The organism is Chryseobacterium oranimense, from assembly GCF_900129755.1.
Lineage (GTDB): Bacteria > Bacteroidota > Bacteroidia > Flavobacteriales > Weeksellaceae > Chryseobacterium > Chryseobacterium oranimense.
On the sequence record NZ_FQWT01000001.1, the window covers coordinates 1,356,433 to 1,373,073 of the forward strand.

Below are 16,641 nucleotides of genomic sequence, written 5' to 3' on the forward strand. Positions count from 1 at the left end.
CCAAATAAAAAATTCCGTATTTCTACGGAATTACATTTTATCAAGAGAATATATATTGTTTACTACGGCATAGATAACGATACCCACTGTATTTTTGGCACCTATTTTTTCCAGGATGCGCTGCCGATGGCTTTCTACTGTTCTCGGACTGATGAATAGCTTTTCTCCGATCTCATTATTGGTATATTCCTGGCAGATCAGCTTCACCACGTCTTTTTCCCGTTCGGAAAGCTCGTCTTCCATTTCAAAAAGAGATTTCTTTTTTGCGGAGCTGTTCATGTAGGTAAAAAGCATCTGGTGATCTTCTGCCGTAAAGAAAACTCCATTTTTATACACCATGGTAATGGCTTCGATGAAGGTTTTCCTGTCCGAATTTTTAGGGAGAAAAGCAGAAACACCTAATTTTACCATATATCCCAGAATGGAGGTTTTATAATGGGAAGAAAGAATAATAATCCGGAGGTCAGGATATTTTTCTTTGAGTACTTCCACCAGCTCAAAACCGTTCATGGGCTGCATCTGTACATCTACAAGGGCTATGTGTGGGAATTCATCTTCAGAAAGGGTTCCGAGCTTTTCAATAAAATCCGGGCCGTTGTTGGAGGTAAGACATACGGATATGTTTTTTTCGTTGGAAAGCAGCATTTTCACCCCTTCAAGGATCAGCTGTTCATCATCAATTAAGGCTATTTTTATTTGGGAGTTCATGGTTTCTTGGAATTAAAATAATTAGACGGCTTCCCTTATTCGGGGCACTTTTCCATTTATGTAAAGCATTCATGGATTTTATCCTGGATTCGATGTTTTTGATGCCCATTCCTTTTTTCACGAGATCATAATCAAATCCCTGTCCGTTATCAGAAATAACAACAGCCATGTGCCGGGGATAATCTTTGATGTAAATCCAAAGGTCTGTAGCGGTGGAATGTCTGATTACATTGGTTGTAAATTCCTGAATGATCCGGTACAGCTGCACTTCTACAAAGATATCTTTTTTCTCATATCCGGGCATGACCTTCATGGAAATACTGATCTTATGAGAAAGATTGGCAATAAGCTCTTCCACATAAAGAACAAAGCCCACAGACTCCAGGTTGACAGGATATAAGGAATGGGAAATGCTCCGGGCCGCATCAATTAATGAAGACATCTGGCTGTAAATATTCTTTTTAATGACTTCATCTCCCTGTGTATCGAGGTTGTTCAGCCACAGGGAAAGGATATTGAGCCGGTTCCCGATATCATCATGGATCATGACGGCTATTCTTTTTCTTTCTTCTTCCTGGGCTTTGATATTTTCGAGCACGAGGTTTTTCTGATGAAGAACTTCGGCTTCATGCTGGGCATTTTTTTCTTTAATGATCCTGCTGATGAAGGATCTGTAAGCCAAGAGAATAAACGAAACTATAACGGTTATGGTAACAATTATAAGGATCAGCAGGCTAATATTTAAGGTTACTTCTTTAATTTGATGAAGGTATATAAAAATGAACAATATAAGATGCCTGACAGAATATTATTAGCACTGAGAATAATATAGTAATCATCTTCTGAAAGGTCCGCAATCTGGTGCTGAATAATAAAAATAAATACAGAAACCGAATAGTAGAAAAAGATACCGGCATCTGCAAAAAGAAAACGGTTCTGTGCAGAAACGCCCCTGATTTCCCGGATCAAAGTAAACCCAGAAAGGCAGACAATGATAATATTTGATATTACCTTTACAATATCACTGTTGAACGGATAGTCAAACACATATTTAGATATCATAAATCCACATGCCAGCAACGCTGTAATTCCCAGAAAGTATTTTGAGAGGTTCAGTTTTCTGATAAATAAAGCGGTAACCAGAAAAAATTCGCCGGCAATGTATAAAGGGTAGAGAAACGAGGTATCATTCAGATTGAAAACATAAGGCAGAACCAGGTTCAGCAACTCAATAAAAAAAAGGAAAGCAATACAGTGAAAATATTGCTTTTCTTTATTATTCAGTATACGGTATTTTGCTGCTCCCAAAAGTATAACGGACAGAAGCAGAGCATAATTCAGGAATAAAATGGCTTTGAAAAAATCTGTCATTCCTATTTATCCTGGTATTTAAGATCCAAGTTCTGGGATACGGCATACAGGCGGACATGGCTTCGCCCAGTCGTAGGTATTGGAAATAATGCTTTCGCTGTTTCCCTCTTGTAACATTTCATGGAAAGAGATAAAGATCAGTGTTACCAGCATTCTCTGATAAATATCGTTGTATCTGAGCCCAAAAGAGCACTTGATCCCGATCACTTCAGGATAAGGATGGGTAAGGTCCTGCATCGGAATATAGAATCTTCTGAAAACTCTTTCTCCACCGAATTCGTTGCATTCACGGAAGAACCACTCCATTCCTTCATTTCTCCAGCGCTCAATAGCTTCTACTGCGATATCCTGGTCCAGAACCGGCTGTTCGGATACCGGGAAAGAGGTACTGGTATTATCATCCACTTTGGTAAGGTTGCCGGAAAGAACTGCATTTTTGGTTATGGAAAATTCTTTGGTTTCCTGTAATCTCAGATCATATTTAAGCGGACACAGAACAGTGTACTGGTATTCGGTAATACTTTTGTCAATATGCCCCTGTGAATCCAAAGGAAGGAAAATTAAAACCACTGCACCGTTATATATGCCGACTTCTGCGCAGATGTCCACATATTTGTTTTGCTGCTTGATTTTATCAATCTGTTCTGATGAAAGTTCGAAAATGTAGTTGGTGGGAATTAAATTGGCAATTTTGGAATAATCTGACAAGCATCTGCCCCATTCGGCAACGGCCAGTTTGTAATCGTTCTCGTTCATAAGTTCATGGTTTATTTAGTTGCATAAAATTATACAAACTAAACATCCTGCACAAATAATCGCATCATAAATTTATTATTTGTAAGATTAATTTAATCTTAGCGATCTAAAATTTTCCAGATTACAATGAGGTTTGGGACGAGCCGGCTGCTTAATAATTCCTCACTGTGACGTGATAACAACTCTGCTGCTTTTCTTTAATGTAATAAATCCTGCCGGCATTTGCATAATACTTTAAAACTTTCTCAAGTGCAGTTTCCATTTTCGGATTATACTTCAGCACATCATTAAACCTGATATAAGAAATATCAAACGAGTTTCCGTAATTGTGGGAACTAATCCCCAGCGAAGCATTGGAATTGACTCTTCTGAGCCTGCACTGGTCCTCTAATGTCCTTGTGATGGATGATACGGTAAAAGTATGGCCTTTGGTTTCCTTGCTGAATCTGGCTCCCATTTTTTCAAGAGTGGCTTTCGCTTTAGAGACCATGTAAGGTCTGCTGTAATCAAGCTTCTGGACACGATAGCCTTTCCCGCTCTTTTTTATTTTGTGAAATTTCCCGCCGGATATATATTTCTGTACTGTTTTGGAATCTTTCAGCAATTTTACATTAAAGCTTTTGGAAGCATCCAGATGCGGTTTGTAGAGGGAGGTAGGCTCTACTTTAAGTACTGTTGCAAGATCATAGCAGGGGAATGCTTTTTTTGCTGCCTGCGAATAATAAAAGCTATACATGAAGGGCACAAAGGCTACACAAAAAAACTTTCTCATTAACCACTCTTTTAAATTACTAATCGAAAGATAAACATTTATGAAACATCATTCAACTCACGAATAATGTCTTCTTAAAAAAAATCCCAACAAACATTAAACCAAATTAATAAATGTGCAATACTATCTTAATGAATCTTAAAAGATTTTTAAATTTTATCTTTTAATTTTAAAATTTAAATTTTACATTTGAGATGCATTTAAATAATAAACATATGATAAAAAAACTTTTTGCTGAATTTTTCGGCACATTTTGGCTTGTTTTCGGGGGTTGCGGAAGTGCAGTATTTGCTGCCGGAGTTCCCGACATCGGTATTGGCCTTTTAGGGGTTGCATTAGCCTTTGGTCTTACGGTTCTTACGATGGCATATGCTGTAGGCCATATTTCCGGCGGACATTTCAATCCGGCGGTTTCCTTCGGGCTTTTGGCAGGGGGCAGATTCTCCGCTAAAGATCTTATTCCTTACGTTGTGGCGCAATGCCTGGGAGCTCTTCTTGCAGCAGGATGCCTGTATGTTATCCTTAGCGGTTCAGGTGCTGTAGATTTTTCCAAACCGGGAGCTTTTGCAACGAATTTCTACGGAGAGGCGGTCTATAATGGGAAAGCTTTCAGCATGGGAGCAGCATTCCTTGCAGAGTTTTTACTGACAGCTTTCTTCCTGATTGTTATTATGGGAGCTACAGACAAATGGGCTAACGGTAAATTTGCAGGTATTGCAATCGGTTTAGCTCTTACCCTGATTCACCTTATTTCTATTCCTATCACCAATACTTCGGTAAACCCGGCAAGATCACTTTCACAGGCAGTCTTCACCGGTGGGCTTGCCATGTCTCAGCTTTGGCTGTTCTGGGCGGCGCCTATTTTAGGAGGAATTACAGGAGGTTTGATCTACAAGTTTTTACTTCAGAGAGATACTGCTGAAGTTACTGATTAATATTAATTTTGATATTTATATAAAATCCTGTCAGGCGGCAGGATTTTTTTATGGGCGAAAAATTATTTCTCTACCGAACTTACATTGACAGGAACAGAATGCGAAAGTTTTTTATTTGTTTTTTTTGATCTCAAAAGGATTTTTAAAGATAAGTTCTTCGTGCTTTCCTTTGATCTCCAATTTACGCTGCAACAGATTCAGGGCCATTTTGCGGATAAAAAGATCTTTGTCATTCAACTTCCAGTAGGAATCCTCATGGACTCTTTTAGGCTTACGGATAAGATAAAATTCGGTTTCCCAGGTATCTGCATTGTGGTAAAATTCTATAATTCCGCAATGTTCCGGAATTACAGCATGGTCTATCATGCCCATCGGAAGAAGAAAACTGAAAGCATTGCACATATAGTCACCACATGAAATTTTATCATGTTTCAGGAATTTCTCCCCGGTATCTTTATTGAGGTATGCTTTTTTGAAATCGTTTTTAAAATCACTTTTTGAAAGCTTGATCTCAATTTCATGACTGAATCCATCAGCATCTATGAACAGCATATCCGCTTCCCAGTCGGCCTGGAAATAGTTCGTCAGCACAATTTCTTTTTCGAAATCACAGTGGGAATGAATATATGCGTGAACAAGTTCTTCTATTTTCAGCATTAGAGGTAGTATTTATGTTGTCAGCTGCTATTAAGAAACCAATAAACTACATCCGCGGATATCGGAATGATCTATCCTTCCCAATACCTGAAATTTATCTCCCGGAAGGGTTTTCCCTAAATCCTGTGTAGCAATAAAGCAGCACGAATGGATATTGGCAAGGTCTATAATATTAATTGCCCCGGTCCGTCCCTCCTTTTCATAGGAAAAAGGATCTTCTGCATTCCGAACCAGTATTTTCATCCAGTTTGGGGATTGATATTCGTTATTTCCCAGGGAATATGCCTGCGAAAGCAGTTCTGTCATTGAATATTCTGAATAAATCTTCTCAGTTTTAAAGCCATTCTGCAGGATTTTCAGCAACTCATCCTTGGTCATTTCTTCTTTTCTGCCTTTCATTCCACCGGTTTCGATAACGATCAGATTTTGAGATCCGGTAATTGAACGTCCCAGAGATTCAACGGAATCCAGGAAATCCAGTAAAGCAAAGGATACTCCGAAAAGAATGACCTTTTTGTCTTTTAAATCGTTCAAAAGCTGGAACAGCTCAGCATGGTTGTAAAGAAAATATCCGTTCTCAGGTTTTCCGGATTTTTTCATAAGATCATCTACCATGTAAATTAAAGAAGAATTCTGCTTCTCCAGGTAACTTGGCAGCAAACCCAGAAATACAAACTCTTCGGGCTTTCCTATAAATTGTTCAAAGCTTTTAGAGATGCTTTCTTCATACAGCCCGGGATCTGCAATAAAATGCTTTGAAAGATTCATCTGGGTAGTTCCTGAGCTATGAAAATACAGATCGGCTGTTGCATTTCTGTCTAAAATCTGATGGTTTTTAAACATCTCGATGGGCAGAAAAGGAATTTTAGCCAAATCAGTCACCTCATCGGGGTTAATTTTCAGAAAATCCACAAACTTTCTATATACCTCAATATGGTCATATTGGTAACGAAAAGCTGCCAATGATGCCTCCAGAAAATCCTGTTCTGTCCGTATATCGAATATATTTTTCAATTTTTAAAGACTATTTTTAAACTAATTAAATAACTGAAAAATAGCGAGTTATTTAAAAAATGTATTTTTTTAATATTTTTTTAATCAAAGAATTCTACTTTGGTAAAGTTCTTGTAATTACTTAACCGGAATATGGATTAAAAACAAGAGTGGACTTCGGTTCATTCGAAAATTACCCCGCTCAGGGGTAATTTTTTTTTGTCCCGTCTGCAAAAGTTTTCAGCTCGAAATCTTTTTCAAATACGCCATAGGTGAAGTAAGAGATCCAGTCGCCAAGGTTAATGTATTTTGCTTTCTGCTCCAGGTCCAGCACCATCGGGAGATGGCGGTGCCCATAGATAAAGTAATCCAACTTCTCGGACTTCAGTTTCTCTTTTGAATAAATGATAAGAAACTCTTTATCTTCACCAAGGAACGCTTTATCTTCTTCTCCGGAAATCATTTTATTTTTCTGGGAAAGATATAGAGCCACTTTCATGGCAATATCGGGATGAAGCCATTTGAAAAACCACTGTGCCACAGGATTTGTAAACAGCTTTTTCATTCTTTTATAACCCTTATCACCTGGTCCCAGACCGTCTCCGTGAGCGAGGAGAAACTGCTTCCCTCCCATCTCAAAATACTGTTTTTTGTAAAACACGGTACATCCTATTTCTTCTTCCAGGTAGTCTTTCATCCACAAATCATGGTTTCCTACAAAAAAATAAATATGGATTCCCCTGTCTTTCAGTTCGGCGATTTTCCCGAGGACACGCACATATCCTTTAGGAATTACGTGTTTCCATTCGTGCCAGAAATCAAACAGATCACCCATTAAAAACAAAACCTGTGCATCTTCCTTGATCTCGTCCATCCACCGGATGAATTTCTCTTCACGCATCTTACTTTCCTTAGGATTTGGAGCGCCAAAATGCTGGTCTGAAGCGAAATAGACTTTTTTTCCAGGTTCTAAATTAATGATCGTTTTTAACACCGGTCTGAGTTTTAATGTACATACTGTTACTTATTGTCTTCTGCGAACCATTCTCCATAGGAGTTTTCCGTTTCGTGAAGTTTAAGATAGGCCAGAGATACCTCAGCCGGAAGTTTCGATTTTATTTTTGCTGCAATGGCATACAGCATATTTTCGCAGGTAGGCTGAAAACTGCAGTAAATTACTTTGTGACCTTTATTTTCAAGATCTTCACCAAGTTCTTTATGGGGAGACAGTGCATTAACAAGAACCGCATGATCCCATACATCCACGATTTCAGATTTCACGATACTTTTAATATCTCCAAAATCCACCACCATCCCGTTTTTGGGATTCTCCAAATCATTAACGGGTCTTCCTTTCACTGTTACAAACAGCTTATAGGAATGTCCGTGCATATTTTTACATTTCCCATCGTAATTATACAGCACATGGGCTGTTTCGAATGTGAAAATTTTTGTAATCCGTATCATAATGCAAAGATAAGGCTTAAGTTTGAAATTAATTATTTTAGCTTTGATTTAAAATTACAAAATGGATAACGATAATATGGATGCTGAGTTCAAAAAAGCCCATCATTTTATAAGAACCTATCTTGGAAAAGACCAGATCTATACGGATGAGGAAATTCAGGAACAGGAAAAAGCCAACAGATTTGATTATAAATTCATTCCGGATCTGGATTTCCGTGAATATCTTGAGCATGTTTCTCTGGAAAACCATAGAAGCAATGATTTTATGGCAGCTTATCCGGTAATTGTTAAAGATGATCAGCATTTTCTTCATTTTAAAAATCAGCAACATCCTTTTTCTGTCCTGTGGGAATATCAAAATCTTCTGTATCAGGTAAATTTTAACATCAACAAATGTTCCCAGCCATTTGATCATTTTTTTGAAAAAAACTATTTTCACCTGACGGGAGTGATGGACTCTAAAAACAGCAGTATCCTGATCCTTCCGTATTTTAATGAAATAAGATATTATAAAGAGTTCAGTGTATTTTGTGCTTCCATGTTTCCTGACAATGAGGAAGATTCGGACAATTTTATCAAAAAGCTGTTTTATTTTGACACAAAAGGGCGTTTTATAAAAGAGGAAAAAGGACACATTCCCAATCGTATCCCAGGTATTGCATTTAATGAAAAAGAGAATGTTTTCACTGAAATCAGTTTACAGTTTGCTGAGAAAATACATTCTCACACGGTTTATATCATCGAGCAGGAAAGAAGATTCAGTCTGGTTAACCATCAGAATGAATTTTTAATTGATGGGTTTTATGAAAAAATATTTGTTAATGATACTTTAGATTCTGCCTTATCTCAAAGCGAGAATAATATCTGTCTTCATTTTTTTGCTGATAAAACCAAAGTTAAAATTACAGAAGGCCAGATGGCTGATCAAAAGAACTCATGGGTACGATTTTTTGATGGTCACAAGAAATGGGGTATTTTAAATCATCATGGTATTGAGACTACCCCCGAATATGATTATCTGGACTGGACTTATGATTCTACAAAATTAAAAGCATTTAAGGGAGATTTTTCGTGGACCTTTAGTGATGAGTTTAATGAAAATATCAGCCCCAGAATTATTGGTGACAATGAGGACCTGTATACCAGCGCCGGCCTTGAATTAGGAAAGGGCAAATGGGGAATAATCAATCTGAAATCGGAAATAATTGTTCCTTTTGAATATGAATGGATCGAGGAACTAAATCCTGAATTATATCTGGCTAACAAAAACGGGAAAGTATATAAATTCGATCTGTATAATGAGTACAGTGACTGGAAGAGACCAGAAGAATATCCGGATGAACATGCCGTAGCAGGTGGAGAATGGTATTTGCTGGACCTGCACGGAAATATCGTCAAAGAAATCAGTCTTAAGGAAGTTAAGCAGCTATATGATTCGGAAAGTACTAAAGATTTAGACGAATTTAAAGAAAACTGCGGTGTACTGGCTTATAAGTTCTGACTGCAATGGATCAGTCACTTAATAGGGCAATCATAATTAAATTGATAGCTTGGAAAAACAGCGGTTTCTAAGCACGATTATTGTGAAAGCTTATCCAGCCAGTTACTTTCCAGTCTTTTAATCTTCTGGGTTTTCAGATCAACCAATACCCAAAGCGTATCTGAATCCACTACAAGCTGATCATTACAGTAAAACTCCACTTTTCTGGGCTGCCTGATGCCTTCAGGAGGCTTCGGATAGGTTTTAACGGTAAGTATATCTCCGAGATAGACTTGCTTTTTGTATTGAATATGATGATCAACAAGCATCCAGATATCTTCGGGATACTCTGTTTTATCCTTTACTTTTTCCCAGTGCTCGCCTGCTATTTCTTCTACCCAATGGACATACTGCACATTATTGACATGGTTGTTCTGGTCTATATGCTCTTTTGTTACCTCAATCTGTTTTTGATAAATTAAATTCATTGGTATTTCTTCTTCATGATCAGTCAAAGATATGGACTTTAAAGCTTCAAACATTCTTCAAAGCGAAAAACCTTCCCAAAACTGAGAAGGTTCACAACTAAAAATTTATGTAATATGGAAAATGATCAATGAAACTGTGCGGTTTCTGTAGAATCTTTCATTGCTACTGTTGCAGAAGATCCGTTGGTCACCACATTCTGAACCTCATCAAAATATCCTGTGCCTACAAACGACTGGTGTTTTACCGCCCTGAAACCCTTCTGCTGAAGGGCAAACTCACGTTCCTGAAGCTCGGAATATCCTGCCATTCCTCTTTCTTTATAAGCTAAAGCAAGCTCAAACATCGCTGTATTCAGGGCATGGAAACCTGCCAGTGTGATAAACTGGAATTTGTAGCCCATTTTGGCAAGCTCTTCACGGAAACTGGCCATTTCTTCCACACTAAGCCTTGCTGCCCAGTTGAATGACGGTGAACAGTTATAAGCCAGCATTTTTCCCGGAAACTGAGCATGGATGCCTTCAGCAAATTTTCTGGCCTGCTCCAGGTCAGGATTGGAGGTTTCCATCCAGATCAGGTCTGCATAAGGAGCATACGATAATCCCCTGTCAATTCCCTGCTCTACTCCATTTTTCACTACATAGAAACCTTCGGAAGTTCTTTCTCCGGTCACAAATTTTTTATCCCTGTCATCAATATCCGAAGTCAGAAGATCCGCAGCATCAGCATCTGTTCGCGCAATAATGATACTTGGCACACCCAATACATCAGAAGCCAGACGGGCTGCAATGAGTTTATTAATGGCTTCCTGAGTCGGAACCAAAACTTTCCCTCCCAGATGGCCGCATTTTTTGGCTGAAGAAAGCTGATCTTCAAAATGCACTGCTGCTGCCCCTGCCTCAATCATCTGTTTCATCAGTTCAAAAGCATTTAAATTTCCGCCGAATCCTGCTTCTGCATCTGCAATGATGGGAACCAGATATTCTTTATTCCCGTTTCCACTCACGGATTGGACCTGATCTGCTCTCAGTAAGGCATTATTGATCTTTTTCACTACAGAAGGTACTGAATTGGCAGGATACAGTGACTGGTCCGGATACATTTCCCCTGAAAGGTTGGCATCCGCAGCCACCTGCCACCCTGAAAGATAGATGGCTTCAAGTCCGGCATCCACTTCCTGAACCGCCTGGTTACCCGTTAAGGCGCCAAGTCCGGCTACATAATTTTGATTATTCAGTTTATCCCAGAATTTTTTGGACATTTCTGTTGCAATGGTATAATCAATCTTATAAGAACCGCGCAGCTTTAATACTTCTTCAGCGGTATACGTTCTTTTTACTCCGTTCCAGCGAGGATTATTCAGCCAATCCTGTTCTATAGCATGGATCTGTTCTTGTCTTGTTTTCATAATATTTGGATTTATTGTTAATTAGGGATTAGGTTGCAGGGATTAGGGAAATGTTTATGATAAATTATGAATAGGATCTTTTCTTTTTTCCCTCATAAACTCTCCTACTCCCACTCTCTTACTCAATAAAAGGGTACGCTTTCAAAGTGAGGAATTCCTCGAATTTTTCTGCAAATACCAGTTCATTGAAAAGCTCTTTTGCAAGGTTGAATTTTCCATGTTTGAAACGTTCTTCACCTACATATTTTTCAATATTTTCGATTTCTTCAGCCTCCCATTGAAGGATCATTTCACGGGTCAGGACCTGACCGTTATCAAGCTTTGCTTCATTTCTCAGCCATTGCCAGAGCTGCGTTCTTGAAATTTCGGCAGTTGCTGCATCTTCCATCAGGTTGTAAATCGCTGCTGCGCCGGTTCCCATCAGCCAGCTTTCCAAGTACAGAATTCCAATATTGATGTTCTTTCTGACTCCTTTCGCTGTAATTTCACCTTGCGGAACTTCCAGGAGATCTTTTTCTTTAATATGATATTCAAATTTTTTATCAATCTGATTCTTTTCAGGCATATGACGATCAAAAACTTCTGTTGCAACAGAAACCAAAGCCGGATGTGCTACCCAGGTGCCGTCATGACCATTGTTCACTTCTCTTTCTTTATCTTTTCTTACTTTTTCAAAAGCAGCGTTGTTCGCCTCATCATCGTTTTTCACAGGAATCTGGGCAGCCATTCCTCCTATAGCATGAACGTTTCTTTTATGACAGATTTCAATTACTCTCTTTGAATAGGCGCTCATAAAAGGTGAAGCCATGGTTACCTGGTCTCTGTCCGGAATCATAAACCCGGAAAAATTTCTGAATTTTTTGATGAATGAAAAAATATAGTCCCATCTGCCACAGTTCAGACCTGCGCTGTGCTCCTTTAATTCAAATAAAATTTCATCGATCTGAAATGAAGCTGTAATCGTTTCAATCAAAACAGTAGCTTTAATGGTTCCTGAAGGAATCCCCAGGTAGTTTTGGGCAAAAACAAAAACATCATTCCACCAGCGGGCTTCTTTATAATGCTCCAGCTTAGGCAGGTAAAAATAAGGGCCGCTTCCGTTTTTCAGCAGCTGCTCTGCATTATTGAAAAAGTAAATTCCAAAATCAGTCAGTGAGCCTGAAGCTTCTTCTCCGTTGATCTCCAGGTGTTTTTCCGGAAGATGCAGTCCTCTTGGACGAACCTGCAGTACAGCTGTTTCTTCATTAAGCCGGTAAGATTTCCCGTTTTCAGCATTAAAGTCTATATTTCGCCGTACTGCATCCGCCAGGTTAATCTGTCCCTGAATACAGTTCTCCCAGGTGGGCGAGCTGCTGTCTTCAAAATCAGCCATAAAAGTTCTGGCACCGGAATTCAGTGCATTAATGATCATTTTGCGGTCTACAGGTCCTGTAATCTCTACTCTTCTGTCGAGTAAATCATCCGGAAGCGGCGCACAAGTCCAGTTTCCGTTTCTCACCTCTTCAGTTTCGGGTAAAAATCCCGGAAGGTTGCCTGAATCGAAAAACTGCTGTGTCTTTTTTCTTTCTTCTAACAGATCTAATCTTTTTTGATTAAAGTTCTGATGAAGGGCAATTAAAAATTCACTCAATTCCGGAGTAAAAACCTCTTCAAACTGCTTCTGAGCATTTATTTTCAGTTGTGTCTTTGTTTCCATAACCTGTTGATTTTGTGATTTGACATTACAAACATAAATAAAAATATTCACAAATAGCGAACGTTCGCTATTTATTTTAAAAAATTATTATGCGAATAATCGCAATCATTCTTTATATTTGATTATGAATTCAGAAAGTGATTATATCAAAACGGTATTCGGATTGAAGCTGAAACAGCTGAGACAAAAGAAAAACTGGTCTCTGCAGGATCTTGCCGTAAAGACAGGACTGTCCAAATCTTACCTTAACGAAATTGAAAATGGAAAGAAATATCCAAAGCATGACAAGATCATCCTGCTTTCCGAATCACTGAACTGTGCTTTTGATGAACTGGTCTCTACCAAGCTTGATAAAAGCCTGGCACCTTTTAACGAAATCCTGCAATCGGATTTTTTCAAGGAAGTACCACTGGATCTTTTTGGCATTAATAAAAACAACCTGATCAGCATTATCAGTGATGCTCCCAAAAAAGTAACCGCTTTTATTAATGCCCTTATTGAAATTTCCCAGAATTATAACCTGGGAAAAGAACGTTTTTATTTTGCTGTGCTCCGGTCTTTCCAGGAGCTTTATGATAATTATTTCCCTGAAATAGAAGAGAAAGCAAAAGAATTTATCCGGCAAAACGGACTTGACATCAGCAAAGACCTGAGAGCTTCGGTACTGGAAAACATTCTTACTGAAAAATTCAATTACAGCATAAGATCTGAAGATTTCGTACAGTTCGGAGCTCTGGATAATCTGCGTTCTCTTTTTATTCCTGAACAGAAGCTGTTACTTTTGAATGAAAAACTCGAAAAAGATCAGCGAACCTTTATCTTAGCTAAAGAGATCGGATTTAATGTCCTGGAGTTAAAAGTTCGCCCCAACACGTATTCATGGCTGGATTTTGGAAGTTTTGAGGAAATACTGAATAATTTTTATGCTTCATATTTCGCCGGAGCCCTGCTGATCTCTAAAGAAAAGACGGTTGAGAAAACAACAGAATTCCTTCTTCAACATACATGGGAACCGAAAAGCTTTGAAGAACTGATCGAAAATTTTACAGATTCTCCTGAAACTTTTTATTACAGGCTTACCAACCTGCTTTCTTCTGAATTGGGGATTAAAGATTTGTTTTACCTGTGCCTGGTCAAGAAAAAAGATTCGGATAAGATCCAGATTCTGAAGGAGCTTCACCTGAACCATCAACAGGCTCCTCATGCCAATGCCACCAACGAACATTACTGCCGAAGGTGGATCGCTGTGAAAAACCTGCACCATTTAAAAGAAAACGAAACCCTTACAGATGCCCAGATCTCTCATTATAAAGACCAGGGAGTAAGTTATCTTGTGATTTCAACCTCACAAAGGAATCCGTTTTCAGATGGCAGCAACAGAAGTTACTGTCTGGGAATTTTGTTGAGTACACAGACTATTAAAAAGATTGGCTTTGTAAAATCGCCGACCTTAAAGACGATTAATGTAGGAGTAACCTGTGAATCCTGTAGCATTCCGGACTGTGAAGTGAGACAGGCACCACCGGTACGCCTGGAAAAAGAATATTTCAATCTTAGCATGAAGAATGCGATTGAGAAGATCAGGAAACAGATGATAATGGATAATGAATAATGAAATTACCAATTGCGTTCTAAAATCTAATTTATTATATCTTTATTTTTTAATTAAACACACAAATGATATTAGATTTATTTTTCCCAAACCGCTGTATAGACTGCAGCAGGATCATTGACGGGGACCTTTTAGTCTGCAGCTTATGCTTTGAACAGATTCATTTTACCCATGCTGACTATTTCAGTGATAGTATTATTAAAGAAAAATGCAGACTTCTGTTTCCTGTTGAAAAAACCTATGCTCTAATGAAATTCGAGGAAAATGGCTTAAGCCGGAAACTGATCCATGAACTGAAATACAAAAGCAGGGAAAATGCTGGAAAAATTCTTGCCGAATGGACAACAGAACGCCTGGACTTTAAAGACGAAAAACCAGACATCCTGGTTTCTGTTCCTCTTCACCCCAAAAAACTAAGGGAAAGAGGTTATAATCAGCTGCATTTATTTACAGAAACTTTATCAAAATTTTATTCCATTCCTTTTGATCATAAGCTCATACAGAGGAATCAATATTCAAAAGCACAGGCATTAAAAGATAAGAAGCACCGTCTGGAAACTGTGAATCCTTTTTCTCTATCAAAGCCTATTTCAGGGAAACATGTTCTTTTAATTGATGATGTTTTTACGACGGGCAATACAGTTTCATCAATTGCCTGGGAAATTTTAAATGCGGGAGAGAATAAGGTGAGTGTTCTGGTGATGGCAGTGGATGCGTGATGAGGGGTTTGGGGTTGAAAAGTTTAAGGTTTAAAGTTTTATGTTGCAAGTTTAGAGATGCGGGTTAGGTCTCGATGAATTGATGAATATCTAATTGGATCTCGTAACTCAAAATTCGAAACTCGTAACTCAAAAACCCGAAACTCAATAATCTTTCATCTTCCGATTCTTTTTCCTAATTTTCAGCAAACTATTGATCATGAAAAATATTCTTCTGCTTCACGGTGCTTTGGGACACAGCGATATTTTTAAGCCTTATGAAAAGGAGTTGTCAAAACATTTCAACGTCCATACTCTTTTATTTTCCGGCCATGGAAATACAGAACTCCCTGAAAACGGGATCAGTATTGAAAAATATACTGAGGAAATAAAGGATTATCTGGAGAAAGAAAATCTAAATGATGTTTGTATTTTCGGACACAGTATGGGAGGTTATGCAGCTCTTTGCTGTGCTTTAAGGCACCCCGAAAGAATTAATTCCATCATGACTCTGGGAACAAAATTCGACTGGACTGAGGAACAGGTTTTAAAGGAAAGTAAAATGCTTGATCCGGAAGCTATTCTTTTAAAAGTTCCGCAATATGCTGAACAGCTGGATAAACAGCATGGTTCAAAATGGAAGCAATTATTGCCTACGGTTGCAGATCTGATGGTTTCTCTCGGAAAAAATCCGGTACTGAATGAGAGCAGTCTCTGGGCCATCAATATTCCAGTGCAGATCATGACCGGGGATAAGGATAATATGGTCAGCATTGAAGAAAGCGTAAGTGCATACAAAAGTATTCCGAATGCAAAATTGGCCATACTCCCGGATACAAAGCACCCAATGGAAAAAGTACGGCCAAATTTATTATTTGATCTGATGAAAGATTTCTGGAATCTTTCGTTATAGTTATCGTTGTAATTTTTCGCCGTAGCTTAAATCTCCGGCATCACCAAGTCCAGGTGTAATATATCCTTTTGAAGTCAAACCTTCATCAATGGCTCCTACCCAGATTTTTGCATCGGGATAGGCTTTTTCAATGGTTTCCACACCTTGTCTGGAAGCGATTGCCGCTACAATGTGCAGCTGGGTCGGTGTCCCGTTGGTCAATAGGTCTTTGATGGCCTCAATCAGTGAAGCTCCTGTCGCTAACATAGGATCCGCAACAATTAAGGGTCTTCCCTCGATATTCGGACAAGTCAGATAATCCTGCTTGATAGAGAAATAGTCATTGGCGTCGTGTTTTCTATAAGCGGCCACGAAACCACAGTCTGCCCTGTCGAGATAGCTAAGAATTCCTTCAAACAAAGGTACTCCTGCTCTCAGAATAGTAGTAATTACGGGCTGAACCGCTATTTCCTGAACTTTAATCTTATCTAAAGGGGTCTGGATCTCTACTTCTTTATATTCCAGCCCTTTGCTGATCTCGAAAGCTGCAATTTCACCAATACGTTCCATATTTCTACGGAATCTCATTCGGTCATGCTGGATGTCTACATTCCTAAGCTCATTAATCCAGGAGTTTATTAAAGAAGACTGTTTTGACAACACAATTGTATTCATTATTCTGAAAAAACGTTTAATATATTATTGGATAT

General features: G+C 38.6%; 18 protein-coding genes. 5 read left to right on the top strand and 13 right to left on the bottom strand.

The features are described from left to right. Nucleotides 1–30: 30 nt before the first annotated feature. The 5 genes from BUB03_RS06365 to BUB03_RS06385 all read right to left on the bottom strand — a co-directional run bounded on the left by BUB03_RS06365 (nt 31) and on the right by BUB03_RS06385 (nt 3,607). Nucleotides 31–708, bottom strand: a complete 678-nt coding sequence (locus BUB03_RS06365; protein ID WP_040998135.1) for a response regulator transcription factor — start codon at nt 706–708, stop codon at nt 31–33. Then, nucleotides 677–1,390 (bottom strand): sensor histidine kinase, encoded by a 714-nt coding sequence (locus BUB03_RS06370; protein ID WP_228417780.1) that lies wholly within the window; start codon nt 1,388–1,390, stop codon nt 677–679. Before BUB03_RS06370 ends, BUB03_RS06365 begins: the two co-directional genes overlap by 32 nt. A gap of 65 nt (nt 1,391–1,455) precedes the next feature. Next, on the bottom strand, nt 1,456–2,079 hold the full coding sequence (locus BUB03_RS06375) for a hypothetical protein (RefSeq protein ID WP_073061158.1): 624 nt from the start codon (nt 2,077–2,079) through the stop codon (nt 1,456–1,458). A gap of 18 nt (nt 2,080–2,097) precedes the next feature. Continuing rightward, nucleotides 2,098–2,835, bottom strand: a complete 738-nt coding sequence (locus tag BUB03_RS06380; RefSeq protein ID WP_073061160.1) for a hypothetical protein — start codon at nt 2,833–2,835, stop codon at nt 2,098–2,100. 151 nt (nt 2,836–2,986) lie between these two features. Further along, a complete protein-coding gene (locus tag BUB03_RS06385) occupies nt 2,987–3,607 on the bottom strand; it encodes a DUF5715 family protein (protein ID WP_073061162.1) in 621 nt (206 codons plus the stop codon). 215 nt (nt 3,608–3,822) lie between these two features. Here BUB03_RS06385 and aqpZ point away from each other — a divergent pair, with 215 nt between their 5' ends. After that, nucleotides 3,823–4,542: an aquaporin Z gene (aqpZ, locus tag BUB03_RS06390; RefSeq protein ID WP_394359171.1), complete on the top strand. Its 720-nt coding sequence runs from the start codon at nt 3,823–3,825 to the stop codon at nt 4,540–4,542. A gap of 111 nt (nt 4,543–4,653) precedes the next feature. Here aqpZ and BUB03_RS06395 read toward each other — a convergent pair whose 3' ends face one another. From BUB03_RS06395 to BUB03_RS06410, 4 genes are all read right to left on the bottom strand, one after another. Further along, nucleotides 4,654–5,199 carry a hypothetical protein gene (locus tag BUB03_RS06395; RefSeq protein ID WP_040998144.1) on the bottom strand — a complete coding sequence of 182 codons (546 nt, stop codon included), beginning with the start codon at nt 5,197–5,199 and terminating at the stop codon, nt 4,654–4,656. Between the two features lie 30 nt (nt 5,200–5,229). Then, nucleotides 5,230–6,213, bottom strand: coding sequence for a LuxE/PaaK family acyltransferase (locus tag BUB03_RS06400; RefSeq protein ID WP_073061165.1), 984 nt, complete (start codon nt 6,211–6,213; stop codon nt 5,230–5,232). Between the two features lie 181 nt (nt 6,214–6,394). Further along, nucleotides 6,395–7,186 (bottom strand): UDP-2,3-diacylglucosamine diphosphatase, encoded by a 792-nt coding sequence (locus tag BUB03_RS06405; protein ID WP_081780220.1) that lies wholly within the window; start codon nt 7,184–7,186, stop codon nt 6,395–6,397. Between the two features lie 26 nt (nt 7,187–7,212). Next, nucleotides 7,213–7,659: a 6-pyruvoyl trahydropterin synthase family protein gene (locus tag BUB03_RS06410; RefSeq protein ID WP_040998146.1), complete on the bottom strand. Its 447-nt coding sequence runs from the start codon at nt 7,657–7,659 to the stop codon at nt 7,213–7,215. A gap of 61 nt (nt 7,660–7,720) precedes the next feature. Here BUB03_RS06410 and BUB03_RS06415 point away from each other — a divergent pair, with 61 nt between their 5' ends. Beyond that, the gene (locus BUB03_RS06415; RefSeq protein ID WP_073061167.1) at nt 7,721–9,160 is read left to right on the top strand and encodes a WG repeat-containing protein; all 1,440 of its coding nucleotides are present in this window, start codon (nt 7,721–7,723) and stop codon (nt 9,158–9,160) included. 77 nt (nt 9,161–9,237) lie between these two features. Here BUB03_RS06415 and BUB03_RS06420 read toward each other — a convergent pair whose 3' ends face one another. The 3 genes from BUB03_RS06420 to aceB form a co-directional block, all read right to left on the bottom strand. Continuing rightward, nucleotides 9,238–9,627 (bottom strand): acyl-CoA thioesterase, encoded by a 390-nt coding sequence (locus tag BUB03_RS06420; protein ID WP_073061351.1) that lies wholly within the window; start codon nt 9,625–9,627, stop codon nt 9,238–9,240. Between the two features lie 125 nt (nt 9,628–9,752). Next, a complete protein-coding gene (aceA, locus tag BUB03_RS06425) occupies nt 9,753–11,033 on the bottom strand; it encodes an isocitrate lyase (protein WP_073061170.1) in 1,281 nt (426 codons plus the stop codon). 118 nt (nt 11,034–11,151) lie between these two features. Next, entirely contained in the window at nt 11,152–12,729 is a 1,578-nt protein-coding gene (gene aceB, locus BUB03_RS06430; RefSeq protein ID WP_073061172.1) for a malate synthase A, read from the bottom strand. A gap of 124 nt (nt 12,730–12,853) precedes the next feature. Between aceB and BUB03_RS06435 the strand changes: the two genes are divergently transcribed. The 3 genes from BUB03_RS06435 (at nt 12,854) to BUB03_RS06445 (ending at nt 15,952) form a co-directional block, all read left to right on the top strand. Further along, nucleotides 12,854–14,341: a helix-turn-helix domain-containing protein gene (locus BUB03_RS06435; RefSeq protein WP_073061174.1), complete on the top strand. Its 1,488-nt coding sequence runs from the start codon at nt 12,854–12,856 to the stop codon at nt 14,339–14,341. 65 nt (nt 14,342–14,406) lie between these two features. Then, nucleotides 14,407–15,060, top strand: a complete 654-nt coding sequence (locus BUB03_RS06440; protein ID WP_073061177.1) for a ComF family protein — start codon at nt 14,407–14,409, stop codon at nt 15,058–15,060. A 199-nt stretch (nt 15,061–15,259) separates the two neighbouring features. Then, nucleotides 15,260–15,952 carry an alpha/beta fold hydrolase gene (locus tag BUB03_RS06445; RefSeq protein WP_073061180.1) on the top strand — a complete coding sequence of 231 codons (693 nt, stop codon included), beginning with the start codon at nt 15,260–15,262 and terminating at the stop codon, nt 15,950–15,952. Here the strand turns inward: BUB03_RS06445 and upp are convergent, their stop codons facing one another. Beyond that, nucleotides 15,953–16,606, bottom strand: coding sequence for a uracil phosphoribosyltransferase (gene upp, locus BUB03_RS06450; protein ID WP_040998160.1), 654 nt, complete (start codon nt 16,604–16,606; stop codon nt 15,953–15,955). Nucleotides 16,607–16,641: the final 35 nt, after the last annotated feature.

Excerpts from the sequence above, each read along its gene's own strand:
- BUB03_RS06415 (WP_073061167.1), top strand. The coding sequence starts at position 7,721 with ATGGATAACGATAATATGGATGCTGAGTTCAAAAAAGCCCATCATTTT.
- upp (WP_040998160.1), bottom strand. The coding sequence starts at position 16,606 with ATGAATACAATTGTGTTGTCAAAACAGTCTTCTTTAATAAACTCCTGG.
- BUB03_RS06380 (WP_073061160.1), bottom strand. The coding sequence starts at position 2,835 with ATGAACGAGAACGATTACAAACTGGCCGTTGCCGAATGGGGCAGATGC.
- aqpZ (WP_394359171.1), top strand. The coding sequence starts at position 3,823 with ATGATAAAAAAACTTTTTGCTGAATTTTTCGGCACATTTTGGCTTGTT.
- BUB03_RS06365 (WP_040998135.1), bottom strand. The coding sequence starts at position 708 with ATGAACTCCCAAATAAAAATAGCCTTAATTGATGATGAACAGCTGATC.
- BUB03_RS06445 (WP_073061180.1), top strand. The coding sequence starts at position 15,260 with ATGAAAAATATTCTTCTGCTTCACGGTGCTTTGGGACACAGCGATATT.
- BUB03_RS06410 (WP_040998146.1), bottom strand. The coding sequence starts at position 7,659 with ATGATACGGATTACAAAAATTTTCACATTCGAAACAGCCCATGTGCTG.
- BUB03_RS06375 (WP_073061158.1), bottom strand. The coding sequence starts at position 2,079 with ATGACAGATTTTTTCAAAGCCATTTTATTCCTGAATTATGCTCTGCTT.
- BUB03_RS06440 (WP_073061177.1), top strand. The coding sequence starts at position 14,407 with ATGATATTAGATTTATTTTTCCCAAACCGCTGTATAGACTGCAGCAGG.
- BUB03_RS06435 (WP_073061174.1), top strand. The coding sequence starts at position 12,854 with ATGAATTCAGAAAGTGATTATATCAAAACGGTATTCGGATTGAAGCTG.
- BUB03_RS06395 (WP_040998144.1), bottom strand. The coding sequence starts at position 5,199 with ATGCTGAAAATAGAAGAACTTGTTCACGCATATATTCATTCCCACTGT.
- BUB03_RS06385 (WP_073061162.1), bottom strand. The coding sequence starts at position 3,607 with ATGAGAAAGTTTTTTTGTGTAGCCTTTGTGCCCTTCATGTATAGCTTT.
- BUB03_RS06420 (WP_073061351.1), bottom strand. The coding sequence starts at position 9,627 with ATGAATTTAATTTATCAAAAACAGATTGAGGTAACAAAAGAGCATATA.
- aceB (WP_073061172.1), bottom strand. The coding sequence starts at position 12,729 with ATGGAAACAAAGACACAACTGAAAATAAATGCTCAGAAGCAGTTTGAA.
- aceA (WP_073061170.1), bottom strand. The coding sequence starts at position 11,033 with ATGAAAACAAGACAAGAACAGATCCATGCTATAGAACAGGATTGGCTG.